Origin of the sequence: Fundicoccus culcitae, from assembly GCF_024661895.1 — a bacterium.
GTDB lineage: Bacteria > Bacillota > Bacilli > Lactobacillales > Aerococcaceae > Fundicoccus_A > Fundicoccus_A culcitae.
Genome location: NZ_CP102453.1, coordinates 2024351 through 2040276, shown reverse-complemented (window position 1 = coordinate 2040276; position 15926 = coordinate 2024351). Strand labels below are relative to the sequence as shown.

The following is a 15926-nucleotide window of genomic DNA, read 5'->3' as shown; positions in this document are numbered from 1 at the left end:
TTATTTAATCGTTCAGGTTTTTTATACTAAAAGACACTATCTGTGTAGATAGTGCCCTCATGATTAAAATATCCCGCCTTGAATATTGAGTTTGCGTTTTAAGTAGAAGCGTAAAGCAAAAGTAGCTAGTCCTATACCTAATAACCATTCGCCAGGTACGGGGATATTGATAGATGGTGGAATAAAGGTTGATGTCAGTACTACGGATAATATCCAAGCAACCATGGACAAGGTCGCAACACCGAAGTATTTAAAGTAACCTTTTTTGCCCTTTGGTGCATCAGGGTTGGGCAACACTTTAGATGTTTGTAACATCGCTAAACCAGCCATGATATAGTTAACAATAACGGTAATAATTCCCATGCCTTGATAGGTAACTTCTTCCGTTGCATTGTTTATCAATGAAAAACCTGTTAAAGCCACATAAATTGATCCAAGAATTAGAGAGCCATCTAGTGCGATTTGCCAATCCGGCGAACGAACGGGCTCTAATTGGTCTTGGGTTGGAAATTTTTGTTCTTTAATAACCGCCACAGCTTCGGTTGGCGTTCCGTATAAATGTTTAGCCGTTTGACCTGTCGATTGTCCTTGAATCAAGGTTTCAGCAATTTCCAAATAGACAGCCGCTAGCGCACTGGGGGCGATATCGGTCTGTTGTAATTGACGATCCACGGCAATAATAAACTGTTGATTCTTTTTAGTTAATTGATTAAATACCTCTGGGGTGACGCCGTAGATTACATAATCATCCGAAGACATTTGTTCAGATAGACTTTGTGGCTTTTCCGTCTCTTTATTAGTTGATCCTTGCTTGTTCAAATTGTTTTCAGTCGTTGTTTCAGTTGTTTCTGTTGATTCCTCACGCTCAAGGGTTTCAACTACTTCATCCGTTTGAGGTGTGGTATTTTTTTCTTCGCTCATCGTTGGCCTCCTGTATATATTATTAGACGTTAAAGCGGAATAGCATGATGTCGCCGTCTTTTACGACGTATTCTTTACCTTCGGAGCGGACGCGACCGGCTTCTTTGGCCGCTTGCATGGAACCGTAAGTCATTAAATCCTCATATGAAACTGTCTCAGCGCGAATAAAACCACGTTCAAAATCAGAGTGAATAATTCCAGCTGCTTGAGGGGCTTTGGTGCCGTTTCGAAAGGTCCAAGCGCGGACTTCTTGTTCACCGGCTGTAAAATACGTTGATAGTCCTAGTAAAGAATAAACGGATTGAATCAAGCGGTCAAGTCCTGATTCTTCTAAGCCGTAACCAGCTAAAAAGTCGCTTTTTTCCTCATCATCTAGTTCGGCAATTTCTTCCTCAAGTTGAGCACAAATTGGTACAACTTCAGCACCTTGTTCAGCGGCTAAGGCTTCGACTTGTTTAAGGTAAGGATTATTAGATGGATCACTGACTTCATCTTCTGCGATGTTAGCTACGTAGATCATTTTTTTACGGGTTAATAAAAATAAACTTTTAACAATGGGTTCTTGTTCGTCTGAAAATTCAATCGCATTAGCCATTTGGTTATTTTCCAGAGCTTCTTTTAAAATTTCTAAAACTTCTAATTCGGCAACCGCCTCTTTATCTTTTGTTTTAGCCAATTTTGCGACACGACCGATGCGTTTATCAATGGACTCTAAGTCAGCAAAGATTAATTCCAAGTTGATGGTCTCAATATCTGATATAGGATCAACTTTACCAGAAACATGGGTAATGTTACCATCATCAAAGCAACGAACCACATGACAAATGGCATCGACTTGGCGGATATGGCTAAGAAATTTGTTGCCTAGGCCTTCACCTTTACTAGCCCCTTTAACAATCCCGGCAATATCGGTAAATTCAATGGTTGTTGGAACGGTCTTTTTAGGTTTAACTAGTTGGGTAATATTATTTAATCGTTTATCAGGTACTTCTACAACCCCTACATTGGGATCAATTGTTGCGAAAGGATAGTTAGCCGCTTCGACTCCGGCTTTGGTAATTGCATTAAATAAAGTTGATTTTCCTACGTTGGGTAAGCCAACGATTCCGGCTGTTAGTGCCATAGTTCACTCTCTTTCTTCTAGTCGGTTGATTCAGTTATGTCATTGGATGCATGTTTGACAAGAACGCGTTTTAATTTCTTATCAAAATCGCGTCGTAACAAGGTGACGACATGATTACAGTTAAGGCATTTAATTTTAATATCCATCCCCATGCGAATAATTTGCCAACGGTTTGTTTGGCAAGCATGCGGTTTACGCATTTCAACGATATCTAATAGATCGTATTGTTTTTGTTCCATCTTCTTACTAACTCCTTACAGTTGAATATCTAATAAATCTAAGATACGAATTAAATCCGATTGAGATAAATATTCAATTTCAATTTTACCTTTATCCCCTTTTTGATGGATAATCGCCGATGTCCCAAAGTAGTCTTGCATTTGTTGTTCAATCGCGATAATTTCCGCTGGTTTTTTAACTTTAGCCGGTTTCTTTTTCGTATCATCAGGTGCTGGTGACTGGCTATTGAGACGTTGCACATACTCTTCTAACTGTCTAACCGTTAATTGTTCATCCAAGACTTTTTTAGCTAGGGGGATTAATTGATTTTTATCTTTTAAGCCTAATAAAGTCCGAGCTTGACCCATGGACAAATGGTTATCATTCACCATTTCTTTGACTTCATCAGGTAAACTCAATAACCGAATATAATTGGCAATGTAAGGACGACTTTTCCCCATACGATCGGCCACTTCGGCTTGTGTTAAGGATAATTTATTCATTAATAAGCTGTATGCCTCTGCTTCTTCGAGCGGACTCAAGTCTTCCCGTTGCAAGTTTTCAATGACGGCAATTTCAATCATTTGTTGTTCATCTAGGTCACGAACAATGGCTGGAATTGATGTTTTACCTGCCATGCGACTAGCTCGAACACGACGTTCACCGGCAATCAGTTCGTAGCCTTTAATCGTCGATTGACGTAAAATAACGGGTTGAAAAACGCCCGATTGTTTAATCGAGTCGGCTAGTTCTTGTAACAAGGTTTCATCAAATTTTTTCCGTGGCTGGTAAGGATTGGGCCGAATATCCTCTAATAAGATATCTTCTACAATCTCATGGTCAGCGGGTGTTTCTTCGTAAGAACTAAACAAAGCATCCATTCCACGCCCTAAGCCACTTTTTCTAGCTTTCGACATTTGCTAACACTTCCTTTGCTAAGTCCATATATAGTTCAGCGCCACGTGAGCGCGGATCATAGTCAATAATTGATTGGCCATATGATGGTGCTTCTGACAGTCTAACATTGCGGGTGATAATGGTATCATAAACTTTCTCTTGGAAATATTTCTTCACTTCTTCGACAACTTCATAGCCTAAATTGGTCCTAGCATCTAACATCGTTAAAAGGACCCCTTCAATTCTAAAGTCTTTGTTGTAGGTTCTTTGGACTAAACGAATGGTATTCAATAACTGGCTTAAGCCTTCTAAGGCGTAATATTCGGCTTGGACAGGGATTAAAATCGTATCACTGGCCGTAAATGCGTTAATCGAAAGCTGTCCTAAAGAGGGTGGACAATCTACTAAAATGAAATCATATTGGTCACGAACAGGTTCGACGGCTTGTTTGAGTCGTTGTTCGCGATTTTTAACACCGGCTAGTTCAATCTCAGCCGCTGCTAATTGGATGGTTGAAGGCACGATATATAAATTTTCACGTGAGGTGGGTAAAATATAATCTTTCATCGGGACTTCATTGACAAGAATTTCGTATAAACTTTGATGAACATCGCCCCGTTCAATGCCTAAACCACTTGTTGCATTACCTTGTGAGTCTGAATCGATGATTAAGACTTTTTGACCTAACGAGGCTAAAGCGGCTCCAAGGTTAACGGTCGTGGTTGTTTTTCCAACACCGCCTTTTTGATTACCAATCGCTATCATTCTTCCCATGGTTCATTCTCCTTTAAATAATAGGTTGTTTAAGTGGCTTGCCTGCTTTACGGGGGTATTTATTAGGGGTGTCCAACGTTTTTTTAATGATAACAATCGAACGGTCACTTTCTTCCCCGGGTAATTGTGCATCCTTTTGGCCTTCGATTTTGGCCCCTAAGGTGGTGATGGCCTTTTGAGCTTCCGCCACTTCTTGGTTAGCTTTTTGGCCTTTCATGGCTAAAAAATAGCCGCCTTTTTTGGTTAAAGGGAGGCAAAATTCGCATAAAACATTTAAGGGGGCTACCGCTCTTGCAGTTGTTACATCAAATTGAGCTCTATACAAGGGATCTTGGCCAGCTTCTTCAGCGCGTGCATGAATGGCTTGGACACCCGTTAAACCTAATTCTGCTACTAATAAATTTAAAAAATTAATGCGTTTATTGAGTGAGTCAATAATAGTGACGTCTAATTCAGGTTTGACGATTTTAAGTGGAATACTTGGAAAACCCGCTCCTGAGCCAACATCACATAATTTAATTTGATAGTTGTCGAGTGGATTTAACCATAGCATCATTAAACTATCATAAAAATGTTTTAAATATACTTCTTCTTTATCCGTTATAGCTGTTAAATTAATTTTTTGATTCCACTCAACGAGTAAGCGGTAATAGTCTTCGAATTGAGTAAGTTGTTGTTCAGTTAACTCAATTCCCTGTTCAGCTAAAGCTTGAATAAATTCATCAACCGTCAAATGGATTCCCTCCTTTTTTGTGAAACATTTTGTTTCACGCCTATTATACTTTACCTGATTCTGACTTTAATAGCAATGAAATTGTGTCGAAAAATTGGGGAACATTTAGAGGGAAACAAGCCTAAAATTCCAAAAATCTGAAGCACTCCCGTATATGGCTTTAGGGAAAGCTTCAGATTTAAATTTTACTCTAAACTGTGAATGGCGCCGGTCCAAATTGCTTGCGGGTCACTAATCGTTCTTAAGCTATAAATATAGCTATCCTGGCGGTTGGCATAGTCGATCCGAGCCTGTTCAATCGCAGGTTGAATCGTATTAATTTTTTCCTCATCCGTCTCACCGTCTGCCAATTGATACCATTCTAAAACCTGTACGGGATCTGCTTTATTTAGCTGATTTAAGGGCAAACTAAGTTGAGTAGCAATCGTTTCAGCCAGGCTTAAATACGTCGCGTAATCCTGTCTTGGTATAAGATCCAAGGCCGGGTAATCATCAACAATCATAAAATAGATTTCTTGCCAAATGACGGGGTCATCTTCTCCGTATTGCTGTTGAGCCGTGGCATAATAATCAATCAAGGTTTGATTATCGACACGACGTAACGTTTCTGCATTAATCGGCTGCGTTTGGTTCAAACGATCACGCATAATCGTGCTCCATTCCGCATTTAAATTACGACTAAAAGTGACTTCGTTTAAGGATGTTAAGGTGTCCGCATTTTTATCATAGGTTAATTGATAATTCGGTGATAAAGGATTGATTTCAATATTACGATAGCGGTCATTGAACTGATTGACATCCCAATTTAAGGTATAATGACTTGTCCCACCTTGATTGTCTGCTTGCGTTTGAATATCTTCATAAAAATAGGTCCCATCCGGGTTGGTCATAATCATCGTGTCCCCACGTAACACCATTTGATGGCGACCATTAGCATCTTGGTATTCCCAAACCCCTTGAATTTCTTCCGGAATCCCTTCAATGTTTGCTTCATTTAAGGCTAAAATCGTTTGTTCAGGTAAATATTGCGTTAATAAATCTTCACGAATAATAAAAGTTAAGCCAAGAGCAAGGAAGAACGAGAGAATGAGAATCTTTTTTTGTGTCATTTTATTGCCCAACTTTCTAAATAATCTATCCTTATCATAGCAGTTGAGAGTAAAGTTCTGCTTGCGATTTGCTTAAGTTTTTTTTACTAATAAATATCACTGCCTCAACTACAATTGTTTTTCTGTAGCGAAGCAGTGATATTTATTTGATTATTGAACGTTAGCTAGGGCACCCATTGGATCCCAGGGTTCTAATTCGATCACGGGTTGTTCAAGGGCTTTGAGCCATTCTTGAGGAATGTACTTTTTGTCAACAGCGATTTGGTAGGTGTATTGGTCAAACCAAGCGTCGGACATTGAGAAAATACCGTTATCTCCAACGTCTTTCCCCCAGCTGTTTTCTACTTTCCAGTTGATGGCCTTACCGTCGTTGTCAAGGTCAACCCCAACAAGCACCATGGCATGTGTTAGGAGACTGTCACCATAATCCAGGCGGGCTGCTTTATCGAGTTGGGTTGGTTGACCAAGGGTCAGGTCGTATTGGTATAAATCCATATCCATAATCCCTGATTTACGGTCAGAGATTTTGCCGACATCGCAACCAAACCATACCGGGTCGTTGTTTTTAATCGAAGCAATCGCAGCTGCTTTTAAAACGTCATTCGGGACATTAATGTAGTTAATCGGTTTTTCTTCCAAGACGGTTCCTAAATATTTAACGGTATAGCTTCTGCCATAGGGTTTGTCTTGGGTTGGGGCATTGATTAAGCTGACAATATTTTCTAAATCCCAGCCTACATATTGTTGGAAAAAGGCTTGTGGAGTTATGTTTTCAATCCGGTGATATTGTTTATCACGGTCACGGTATTCATAAGTGAAGGCGGTTGGTGGCATCCCGAGGGCTTTGACTAATGTATTGTAAACAAAATATAGCATGTCTTCTTTTTTGGCTTCAAGCTCTTCGGCGGTCGCACCTGCTGCCGCTGCGTCACGTAAGGTTTTAGCAAACTCACGTAATTTTGACGTTAAAAATTGGTTTAAAGCGCCTGAGTTCGATGAATGATGCGTTTCTGGCATGACTGATTTTGGCACTGCCCCATACTTGCGGAGTAATCCAGCAAACATATCCCATTGACCCCCATCGGAAATCGGATCAAATAATAAATGTTGGACCAGACGTCCTTCCAAAGGCTCAGCCACGGTTTCGATGATACTATTGAGGAAATAGTTTGAGCGTTCCAATTTATCCCAAAAGAAAGGATAGTTTTGTGAGAACTCAAAGGTCTCAACATTTAATTTCGTCAGTGAGTCAACTCTAGCTGTGTTAAGGGCTGCAAACATCCAGCAGCGTCCACTCGATTTTTGATTCGTTATTTCACCTTTCTTTGTTTCATTTGAGAAAACAAACGGGTGGTTGCGTAGCGTTTGATTGTTAAATGATGCATCTTGCATGCCCACTTTGGCAATCGCGTTTTCAACCGCCTTGTTGGTTGGATCACTCGTATAATTGGCCTCAAAGCGTTGAATGAGTTCCGCGTTTATCATAAAATCATCTTCCTCCTTATGCGTTAAATATTAAAATATTCTCATAAAACCATTGTACTCTTCTTGTGAGTGAGTGCAAGGGGTAGGAGAGATTTTGTTGGGGTTGAGGGAGTGCTCCTGCTCTTGTCAGTAAGCGAGAAAAGTCGAATTGTTAAATGGCTATTCAGTGATAGTCTATAAAGTGGAACGAACCCGACCAGAATATTCCACTTGTGGTTTGCTGAAAGGGAAGGATTGTTGCGTATACTACAAATAAGGTTAATCTGACGGCAAATGACGATTTGGGTTGTTCCACACTCATATTCCCAAAAGGCGACAGCTAACAAAACAGGCTAGATAATGCCCATAATAGGGTATCATCTAACCTCATTGATTTTACTCTTCAATTAACCTACTTATCCCCAACCCGTGCAATACGGCCTTGTTGGATATAGACGGATAATATAGCGATGTCAGCTGGATTAACACCACTGACACGGCTCGCTTGTCCCAAGGTGCTTGGTTGAATCAGTTTCAAGCGTTCACGGGCTTCGTTCGCTAATGAATCAACGGCGTCATAGTCGATATCTTCCGGAATATGTTTTTCTTCCATCGATTTTACTTTGTCTACCTTTTGGATAGCTTTCTTAATGTATCCGTCGTATTTAATTTGGATTTCAACTTGTTCTGCTTCCACACGGTTTAAGGCATCCCCCTCCTCACGCGGAATCAAAGCAATGAGATCATCGTAATGAATTTCTGGACGCTTCAATAAATCAATGGCTAAGATCCCATCTTTTAAAGGCGTTGAATGCACACGATTAAATAAGTCGGTTAACCCTTCGGTATTCGGTGTTAAGCGAACTTTAGATAAACGGCCTAACTCACTTTGAACTTTTTCTTGTTTAGCCAGATATTTATTATAACGGTTTTCATCGACGAGGCCGAGTTCGTGGCCGAGTTCGGTTAAACGCAAATCAGCATTGTCGTGACGCAACAAGAGGCGGTATTCCGCTCGTGAAGTTAATAAGCGGTAGGGTTCCGTGGTTCCTTTCGTCACCAAATCATCAATCATGACCCCAATATAGGCTTCGCTACGTTTCAAGACTAACGGTTCTTTGCCTTGAGCTTGGCGGGCAGCGTTGATACCAGCAATGATTCCTTGACCGGCAGCTTCTTCATAGCCGCTAGTTCCGTTCATTTGGCCGGCGGTGAATAGACCTGGAATAGACTTCACTTCTAAAGTTAATTTCAATTGATGGGGCACAACCACGTCATATTCAATGGCATAACCTGGACGCATCAATTCGGCATGTTCCATACCTGGTACACTACGGATGATTTTCAGTTGAACATCTTCAGGCATTGAGGTGGATAAGCCTTGAACATACATTTCATCCGTTGATAAACCTTCCGGTTCAATAAATACTTGATGGCGTGGTTTGTCACTAAAACGAACAATTTTATCTTCAATAGACGGGCAGTAACGAGCACCTACCCCTTCAACCATACCTGAAAACATTGGGGCGCGATGTAAGTTTTCTTGAATAATTTCATGGGTCGTCGGATTAGTATGGGTTAACCAGCATGAGACACTATCAGAGCGGTAGTCGTCATCTTCCGTTAAAAATGAAAAATGATTGGGTTTTTCATCCCCTGGTTGTTCTTCTGTCAGTTCATAATCGACGGAATTGCGATGAATCCGTGGAGGGGTTCCTGTTTTGAAACGGACCAACTCCAAACCAAGCTCCATTAAGTTTTCTGATAACTTCACTGAAGGTAAGGTGTTATTAGGACCAGAGGCATAACTTAATTCACCAATAATAATTTTACCGCGTGACGACGTCCCCGCTGTTAAAACAACGGCTTGAGCTGAGTATACAGCACCAGTTGCAGTCACAACACCTCGGCACTGACCCTCTTCGTCAATCACAAGTCGTTCAACGACCCCTTGTTTTAAATCTAAACCTGGGGTTTCTTCTAAGACTTTTTTCATAGAAGAAGCATAGAGTTGTTTATCCGCTTGCGCTCTTAGGGCTTGGACTGCTGGACCTTTTCCGGTATTTAACAACCGCATTTGGATATAGGTGCGGTCAATATTTTTACCCATTTCACCCCCTAAGGCGTCAATTTCACGGACGACAACCCCTTTAGCGGGACCACCGATGGATGGGTTACAGGGCATAAAGGCGACCATTTCAAGATTCATGGTAATTAGTAGGGTTTTACTGCCGAGACGGGCGGATGCTAGAGCGGCTTCAGAGCCTGCGTGTCCAGCACCAACGACAATCACATCATAATTGCCTGCTTCATATGTTTGCATAGTTTCACTCCTTGTGAATAGTCTAGTAATTTCTTGGGCGAGTAGCAGTGTTATTTATTATCATAAAAAATAACGTCGTGATGGGTTAATACATTGTTAATATAGGTAAATTCGGCAGAAAAGAAGGGCGCATCATTCAAAAGCCAATCTAAAAAGATGTAGTCGCCTTCCCAAGTGGGTTTGTTTAAAATATCGGCGTAATCCACCCAATTCAGGGTGCCTTCGTCGCAAACGGGAATCAGCTCCCCCTCAAATTCAGTGACAACATAAACAAAGCAGTACCAGTCAATGTCATTTTGGGTAAAATTGGGGAAAGTAATAATTCCCTTAAGATCTAATTTCGTGGCGGTTAAGCCCGTTTCCTCTTTAATCTCGCGAATGGCACAGGCTTCAGGCGTTTCACCAGCTTCAAACTTGCCGCCGACACTCACCCATTTATTTTCATGGATATCGTTGGCCTTTTTGTCGCGTTTTAACATGAGATATTGCTTACCATTGTCCAAATAACACATGGTGGCTAATTGTACCATGAGTGCCCTCCTATTTTCCTAAACAAAATTGACTAAAGAGTTTGTTTAACAGTTCATCTTGAACACTTTCACCGGTAATTTCACCGAGTAAATCCCAGGCACGGGTGTAGTCAATTTGAATTAAATCGACCGGTAGAGCCATTTCAGTGGCTTGAATCACTTCATCCAGAGCTTCAATGGCTTGTTTTAACAACTGCGTGTGTCGTGTATTTAATAAATAATTCACATCCGCTGATTGCAGTTGCCCACCAAAGAAACGTTTTTCAATCATGGCTTCCAGTTGGTCTAGACCCGATTCCTCAGTAATAGATGTCGCAATAATGCTATCATCATCACAATACTCAGCTAATTTTTCGCGGTCCAAAACAGGCTCTAAGTCGGATTTGTTTAATAAAATAATTCGTTGTTGATTTTTGGTTAACTCTAAAAGTTCAATATCCGTTTCATTTAAAGCTTGGGCTTGATTTAAAATTAATATGACCAAATCTGCCTTTTCCATCACTTGGCGGCTTTTTTCAACACCGATTTGCTCGACCAATTCATCCGTTTGACGAATCCCAGCCGTATCAATTAATTTCAAGGGTACCCCCCGAATATTAATAAATTCCTCAATCGTGTCGCGGGTGGTGCCTGCGATATCCGTTACAATGGCCTTATCAATCCCCGATAGAAAATTCAGTAAACTCGATTTCCCAACATTCGGCCGACCGATAATGGCTGTATTAATACCTTCACGAAATAATTTTCCTTGCGAAGCTTGCTGCAAAAGCTGTTGGATTTGGCCTTTAACCGATTCAGCTGTTTCTCTCAACTGCGTCAAAGACATCTCTTCCACATCATCGTATTCGGGATAGTCAATGGTCACTTCCACTTGCGCTAAGGTTTGTAGCATTTCTTCTCTTAATGCGCTTATTTTATTTGATAAGCTTCCTTGCAGTTGATTCATTGAGGCATTCATCGCTTTATCCGTTTTGGCTTGAATTAAGTCCATCACAGCTTCAGCTTGCGACAAATCAATCCGGCCATTGAGAAAAGCCCTTTTAGTAAATTCCCCCGGTTCCGCCATGCGTGCGCCTTGATCTAAAACCACTTCAAGTGTCCGCTGAACAGCGATAATCCCACCATGGCAGTTAATTTCAACGATATTTTCCATCGTATAGGAACGGGGTCCCTTCATAACACTGGTCATGACCTCGTCAATCACTTGGTTCGTTTTAGGGTCGATAACATGCCCGTAATGAATGGTATGTGTCGGTACATTCGCTAAATTTTTTCCTTTAAATACCTTGTTTGCCATTGGAATCGCCTCAGGACCACTTAAACGGACAATACCGATGGCGCCTTCACCTAAAGCCGTCGAAATTGCTGCAATTGTATCATTTTGGTACATGTATCCATCGTTTCCTTTCTATCTATAAAAATACGCACAAAAAAAGTACAGACTACCCCCTTAGGATGACTAAGAAGATAGTTAGCACTTTGACTGCTTAACGATTTAAATTTGGTTTGATTGCTGTTTGACATTATAACGAAGGTTTTAATAAAAAGCAAGACAAAAAAACGAATTTCCCTTTATTCACTCTTGAAACTTCTATATAATGGGTTTTAATAACAAAAAATAGAAAATAGCGTCAAATTAAAGAAAGGGCGATCATATGCTTTCCTCAGTCATATTAATTATTGTCTTTACCTTATTGAATGGTTTTTTCTCCGGTTCAGAAATGGCATTCATCACCGCCGACGAAAATAAATTAGAAAAAGCAGCTGAAACGGGTAGTAAAAGAGCTCAGTTAACTTTAAAATTATACCGCAACCAGGACCGTGTTCTCGCTGTGGTTCAAGTAGCCATTACCTTAATTGGAACCTTGAATGCTTCCTTTGCGACCAGTGGGTTATCTCAATTCCTCTCGCCGTACATTGGTGAATAAGGAGCCAACTTAGTTATTTCACTAGTGGTGACATTACTTACCCTCATTTTTGGTGAACTGTTGCCCAAGTCCATCGGTCAAGCCATTCCCGAACAATACTCTACGTTCTCTTCTTCGGTTTTAAACATTGTCTATCGCGTGTTTAAACCGGTTGTCTGGTTCTTAACGAAAGCCTTAAACTTTTTCCAATCACTCTTACCCATTGACTTTTCAAATGAAGACGAAAAACTGACGTTTACCAATATTCGCGAAATAGTTATCCAAGGGGGTGAAGACGGCGCCTTAGAAGAAGATGAGGTCGGTATGATGAAAGGTGTCTTAAAACTTAACCGCCGCAGTGTGCGTGAAATTATGGTACCGCGTAACAAAGCCTTTATGATTGATATTGAAGATGACAAAGCTGAAAACCATGAATTAATTGTTAATTCTACCTATTCGCGAATACCCATTTATGAAGGTGACAAAGACGTTATCTTGGGAATCTTGTTAGTTAAAGATTACTTACGCGCCAACCTCTTAGCCGATTCTTATGAAGATATCGACATAAAAGACTTAGCCCATGACTCTATCAATGTTCCTGAGACCCTCTTATTAGATGATGCCATGACCCAAATGCAAACTTCTAATAACCATATAGCAATCGTTAAAGATGAATACGGCCAAACCGCTGGTATCGTCAGCCTAGAAGATATTATTGAAGAAATCGTCGGTGAAATTTACGACGAATACGATAATCCAATGCACCAAGACATGATTGATGTAACCAGTGAAAACACTTGGACAGTCAAAGGTTTAATGAATCTGAATGATTTCAACGAATATTTTGAAACGGTCCTGACCAGTAATGAAGCCGATACAGTTGGAGGCTACTTCACGCATATTTCTGGCATTATCCCAAGTCAAGATACCATCGGATCAACCTTAACCGTCGAAAACTACCAAATTGAACTGATGGAAGTCAGTGAAGCCACTGCAACCCTCCTAAAAGTTACTCGTTTAGCAGGGACTGAACCCTCAGACGCAGAATCCCCTCAATAAATATCTCCATTAAGAGAGACGGTACCGTTAAAAAGGAACCGTCTCTTTAAAATTCTATAAGACTCTGTCTAGAGGTTTTTAATGATAAAACCCGCTAACAATGTTTTTAGTTCTTCAGGCTTTTCAAAAATCGCCACATGACCACAATCAGGGAGTAGATAATACTCAGAATGAGGAATATGATCGGCAATAATTTGGGAAAACTTCGGTCGCTTTAATAAATCATCTTGTCCACACACAACTAATGTGGGTGCTTGAATGGTATGCAAGCGGTCAGTCATCGTCACATCGTTTTTGAATGTTTCATATAGGATTTTTTGACCCCTAAAATAACTCGGATCAACCTTCTTCAAAGCCTGTGCTCTCTCTTCAAGCATGTCAGCATTTTCTTCCATAAAGCGATTGCCATAAATACTCGGTGCCATTGCCTTGAAAAACTTCTCGCCATCCTCCAACTCCAGAAGACATTCCCAATTATAAATAAAGCTCTTCAAAACCTCATCTAATTCACTGACACCATCAATGACCGCAAGACTTGCGACCGTTTCAGGATATAGCATGGCAAAACGCATACCGACCTCTGAACCATAGGAAGTGCCAACAATATGAACCTGATCCATTTCTAAATAATCAAATAAAGCTTTAGCATCCTCGGCATGAAGATCAAAGGTATAGGGGCCATCCGGTTTATCCGATTGCAGTTGCCCTCTAAAATCATGACACAGAATTTTGAAATCTAATTTTCTAAAAATATCAATCACTAAATTCCAAGAATTCGTATTCGCCATCACGCCATTGAAAAAAGCCACTACTTTATCTGAATGGGGATTCCCTTTAATTTCATAATATAAGTTAACCCCTTGATGTGAAAAATAAGCCACTCGCAAAACTCCTTTATTAGAAACATAGCATGTATTATGTAAGCGGTCAACATCTTATTAAGTATCTAAGTTATTTATTAAATTTTCCAGTTGAATATCCTTCAATGTTCATTTTTTGTTACAATAGTGTATAGCTCTTGGAGGTGTCTATTAATTGAATAAGTTTGAAAAGATATATTTAGATTTAGAAGCAAAGATTAAAGATAATACTTATCAGATTGGGAGTTCTTTACCCACTGAAAATAGTTTAGCGAACACTTATGGTGTTTCGCGTGAAACGATTCGCAAAACCTTAAAGTTATTAACTGAAAATGGTTATATTCAAAAACAACATGGACGCCGATCCGTTGTGCTGAACCATACACTTTACTCGTTTCCCATCTCAGGTTTGATTAGTTATAAGGAATTACAAAAAGATCAAGGCTTTAAATCCGAAACCCATCTCATTAAAAATGAATTGGTGTCAGTCCCACCTTCTTTATGTGGCAAGTATGATTTGGCAGAAGATGAATTATTCATTCATTTAATCCGAGCTCGGAAAATAAACGGTGAAACGGTGATTATTGACGAAGACTATATTCGTCAGTCAATCGTAGCAACAATACCCGATGAAGTTGCCCTTGATTCTATTTACCAATATTTTGAAGAGGAATTAGGGTTGAAAATCGATTATGCCAAAAAAGAATTTACCGCAGAAAAAGCCAATGAACTTGATCAAGAATTGATGCATTTAAAGGATACGGACTATATCATTAATGTTGAAAGCCATGTGTTCTTGGAAGATATGACCTTCTTTCAATTGACGAGCTCACGCCATCATTTAGAACGTTTTCGCTTTTCAGAATTTGCTCGTCGTCGCCACCACTTTTAATATTTCTCTATTTACATAATTGAATATATTGTTACAATTATTCTATGTCGATTGAATAACCTTTGGAGGAAAGAGAGGCACTATGCATTTTATTAAATTAACCCTTGTTACGACTTTATGTCTATCAATGATGAGTCAATGGCTACCCGTGACGGCGTCAGCCAGTAATTGGCCCGATATCACAGAAAGCATTATTACAAATGATGAAGCTGATAAAAAAATTACACTGGCTGCTGATACGGCCTTAGAGCGATATGATTATGATGCCATGGCCAATTTGGGCGTTGAAAACCATGATTTAAGTGAACACAATTCTTTACGGGAAGCCATCTATGCTTTAATGGCTGAATACCAAATCGATGAATCCCAAGTGGCTATTGCTTACACCAATCTTCAAACCGGTGAAAATATTTATATTAACGAAGACGAACAAATGATTGTCGCCAGTATGTACAAAGTACCAATGATCGCTATGTATATTGATTTAATTAACCAAGGCGTTTTGTCCTGGGATAGTCAGTTGCCCTATTCGGAAGACTACTTTCAAGATGGTGCTGGTGATATTACCGCTGAAGCAAAACGTGATTATTACTCACTCGATGAATTAGCCTATCAAGCCATTGTCTATTCTGATAACACAGCCTCATTGATTTTATATTTTTATTATGTGAATAACTTTGGTAGCTTTAGAACCGCTTTGCTGGACTTTGTCGACTACTACGATGTTCCTGACCTTTATTATCAAGACAATTATGGATCGGCCTATATTATGAACGAAGCCTTGGTTAAGATCGCTTCTAACCCGATTTATGAACCCTTAACTGATTTGATGATGCAAACATACCCTAAGCAATTGTTTTCATTATTTGTTAATAATATGGCAACCAAGTATGGCCAACTTGATGAAATGCTGAATGATAGCGGCATTTACTATGAAGATGGCGAGCCGGTTTATACCCTTGTATTGATGACCCGCGATGCTAATTATCCCGAGATATTCATTGGCGAGTTGAACCTCTTAGTCAACGAGTGGTCCCATGAATATAAAGTAGCAAACAACTAAAACAACCCCTCCAATAAATATCACTGCCTTTAACGGGGATATTTATTTGAAG

At 40.0% G+C, this 15926-nt stretch carries 15 protein-coding genes and 1 pseudogene; 4 read left to right on the top strand and 12 right to left on the bottom strand.

Annotation, left to right across the window (positions count from 1 at the left end; genetic code table 11):
- Positions 1-63 precede the first annotated feature (63 nt).
- From NRE15_RS09225 to mnmE, 11 genes are all read right to left on the bottom strand, one after another.
- Entirely contained in the window at positions 64-921 is an 858-nt protein-coding gene (locus NRE15_RS09225) for a DUF1129 domain-containing protein (RefSeq protein ID WP_313792595.1), read from the bottom strand.
- 22 nt (positions 922-943) lie between these two features.
- Positions 944-2044 (bottom strand): redox-regulated ATPase YchF, encoded by a 1101-nt coding sequence (gene ychF, locus NRE15_RS09220; protein ID WP_313792594.1) that lies wholly within the window; start codon positions 2042-2044, stop codon positions 944-946.
- Between the two features lie 17 nt (positions 2045-2061).
- Complete coding sequence (locus NRE15_RS09215) at positions 2062-2283, bottom strand: DUF951 domain-containing protein (RefSeq protein ID WP_313792593.1); 222 nt, start codon at positions 2281-2283, stop codon at positions 2062-2064.
- A 15-nt stretch (positions 2284-2298) separates the two neighbouring features.
- Positions 2299-3180 carry a ParB/RepB/Spo0J family partition protein gene (locus NRE15_RS09210; protein WP_313792592.1) on the bottom strand — a complete coding sequence of 294 codons (882 nt, stop codon included), beginning with the start codon at positions 3178-3180 and terminating at the stop codon, positions 2299-2301.
- A complete protein-coding gene (locus tag NRE15_RS09205) occupies positions 3167-3934 on the bottom strand; it encodes a ParA family protein (protein WP_313792591.1) in 768 nt (255 codons plus the stop codon). The genes NRE15_RS09210 and NRE15_RS09205 overlap by 14 nt, the downstream gene beginning before the upstream one ends.
- A 13-nt stretch (positions 3935-3947) precedes the next feature.
- Positions 3948-4667, bottom strand: coding sequence for a 16S rRNA (guanine(527)-N(7))-methyltransferase RsmG (rsmG, locus tag NRE15_RS09200; protein WP_313792589.1), 720 nt, complete (start codon positions 4665-4667; stop codon positions 3948-3950).
- A 185-nt stretch (positions 4668-4852) separates the two neighbouring features.
- Complete coding sequence (locus NRE15_RS09195) at positions 4853-5776, bottom strand: hypothetical protein (protein WP_313792588.1); 924 nt, start codon at positions 5774-5776, stop codon at positions 4853-4855.
- A gap of 150 nt (positions 5777-5926) precedes the next feature.
- Positions 5927-7261 carry a C1 family peptidase gene (locus NRE15_RS09190; protein ID WP_313792587.1) on the bottom strand — a complete coding sequence of 445 codons (1335 nt, stop codon included), beginning with the start codon at positions 7259-7261 and terminating at the stop codon, positions 5927-5929.
- A 391-nt stretch (positions 7262-7652) separates the two neighbouring features.
- The gene (gene mnmG, locus NRE15_RS09185) at positions 7653-9563 is read right to left on the bottom strand and encodes a tRNA uridine-5-carboxymethylaminomethyl(34) synthesis enzyme MnmG (RefSeq protein WP_313792586.1); all 1911 of its coding nucleotides are present in this window, start codon (positions 9561-9563) and stop codon (positions 7653-7655) included.
- Positions 9564-9613: 50 nt separating this feature from the next.
- Complete coding sequence (locus tag NRE15_RS09180; protein WP_313792585.1) at positions 9614-10093, bottom strand: NUDIX hydrolase; 480 nt, start codon at positions 10091-10093, stop codon at positions 9614-9616.
- 10 nt (positions 10094-10103) lie between these two features.
- Positions 10104-11483 (bottom strand): tRNA uridine-5-carboxymethylaminomethyl(34) synthesis GTPase MnmE, encoded by a 1380-nt coding sequence (mnmE, locus tag NRE15_RS09175; RefSeq protein ID WP_313792584.1) that lies wholly within the window; start codon positions 11481-11483, stop codon positions 10104-10106.
- A gap of 265 nt (positions 11484-11748) precedes the next feature.
- On the opposite strand from mnmE, the pseudogene NRE15_RS09170 reads away from it, so the two are divergent.
- Together NRE15_RS09170 and NRE15_RS09165 are read left to right on the top strand one after the other, a co-directional pair.
- A pseudogene (locus NRE15_RS09170) lies at positions 11749-12258 on the top strand (CNNM domain-containing protein); the annotation flags it as partial.
- 66 nt (positions 12259-12324) lie between these two features.
- Positions 12325-13059, top strand: coding sequence for a hemolysin family protein (locus NRE15_RS09165; protein ID WP_313794981.1), 735 nt, complete (start codon positions 12325-12327; stop codon positions 13057-13059).
- A 68-nt stretch (positions 13060-13127) separates the two neighbouring features.
- Here NRE15_RS09165 and NRE15_RS09160 read toward each other — a convergent pair whose 3' ends face one another.
- Positions 13128-13940: an alpha/beta fold hydrolase gene (locus NRE15_RS09160; RefSeq protein WP_313792583.1), complete on the bottom strand. Its 813-nt coding sequence runs from the start codon at positions 13938-13940 to the stop codon at positions 13128-13130.
- A 154-nt stretch (positions 13941-14094) separates the two neighbouring features.
- On the opposite strand from NRE15_RS09160, the gene treR reads away from it, so the two are divergent.
- Both treR and NRE15_RS09150 read left to right on the top strand, forming a co-directional pair.
- Positions 14095-14811, top strand: a complete 717-nt coding sequence (gene treR / locus NRE15_RS09155) for a trehalose operon repressor (protein ID WP_313792582.1) — start codon at positions 14095-14097, stop codon at positions 14809-14811.
- A gap of 82 nt (positions 14812-14893) precedes the next feature.
- Complete coding sequence (locus NRE15_RS09150) at positions 14894-15874, top strand: serine hydrolase (protein WP_313792580.1); 981 nt, start codon at positions 14894-14896, stop codon at positions 15872-15874.
- Positions 15875-15926 lie beyond the last annotated feature (52 nt).

Coding starts and splice junctions, on each gene's coding strand:
- NRE15_RS09190 (WP_313792587.1), bottom strand. CDS start 7,261: ATGATAAACGCGGAACTCATTCAACGCTTTGAGGCCAATTATACGAGT.
- NRE15_RS09180 (WP_313792585.1), bottom strand. CDS start 10,093: ATGGTACAATTAGCCACCATGTGTTATTTGGACAATGGTAAGCAATAT.
- mnmE (WP_313792584.1), bottom strand. CDS start 11,483: ATGTACCAAAATGATACAATTGCAGCAATTTCGACGGCTTTAGGTGAA.
- NRE15_RS09225 (WP_313792595.1), bottom strand. CDS start 921: ATGAGCGAAGAAAAAAATACCACACCTCAAACGGATGAAGTAGTTGAA.
- NRE15_RS09150 (WP_313792580.1), top strand. CDS start 14,894: ATGCATTTTATTAAATTAACCCTTGTTACGACTTTATGTCTATCAATG.
- NRE15_RS09205 (WP_313792591.1), bottom strand. CDS start 3,934: ATGGGAAGAATGATAGCGATTGGTAATCAAAAAGGCGGTGTTGGAAAA.
- ychF (WP_313792594.1), bottom strand. CDS start 2,044: ATGGCACTAACAGCCGGAATCGTTGGCTTACCCAACGTAGGAAAATCA.
- NRE15_RS09165 (WP_313794981.1), top strand. CDS start 12,325: ATGATGAAAGGTGTCTTAAAACTTAACCGCCGCAGTGTGCGTGAAATT.
- NRE15_RS09195 (WP_313792588.1), bottom strand. CDS start 5,776: ATGACACAAAAAAAGATTCTCATTCTCTCGTTCTTCCTTGCTCTTGGC.
- NRE15_RS09215 (WP_313792593.1), bottom strand. CDS start 2,283: ATGGAACAAAAACAATACGATCTATTAGATATCGTTGAAATGCGTAAA.
- mnmG (WP_313792586.1), bottom strand. CDS start 9,563: ATGCAAACATATGAAGCAGGCAATTATGATGTGATTGTCGTTGGTGCT.
- NRE15_RS09210 (WP_313792592.1), bottom strand. CDS start 3,180: ATGTCGAAAGCTAGAAAAAGTGGCTTAGGGCGTGGAATGGATGCTTTG.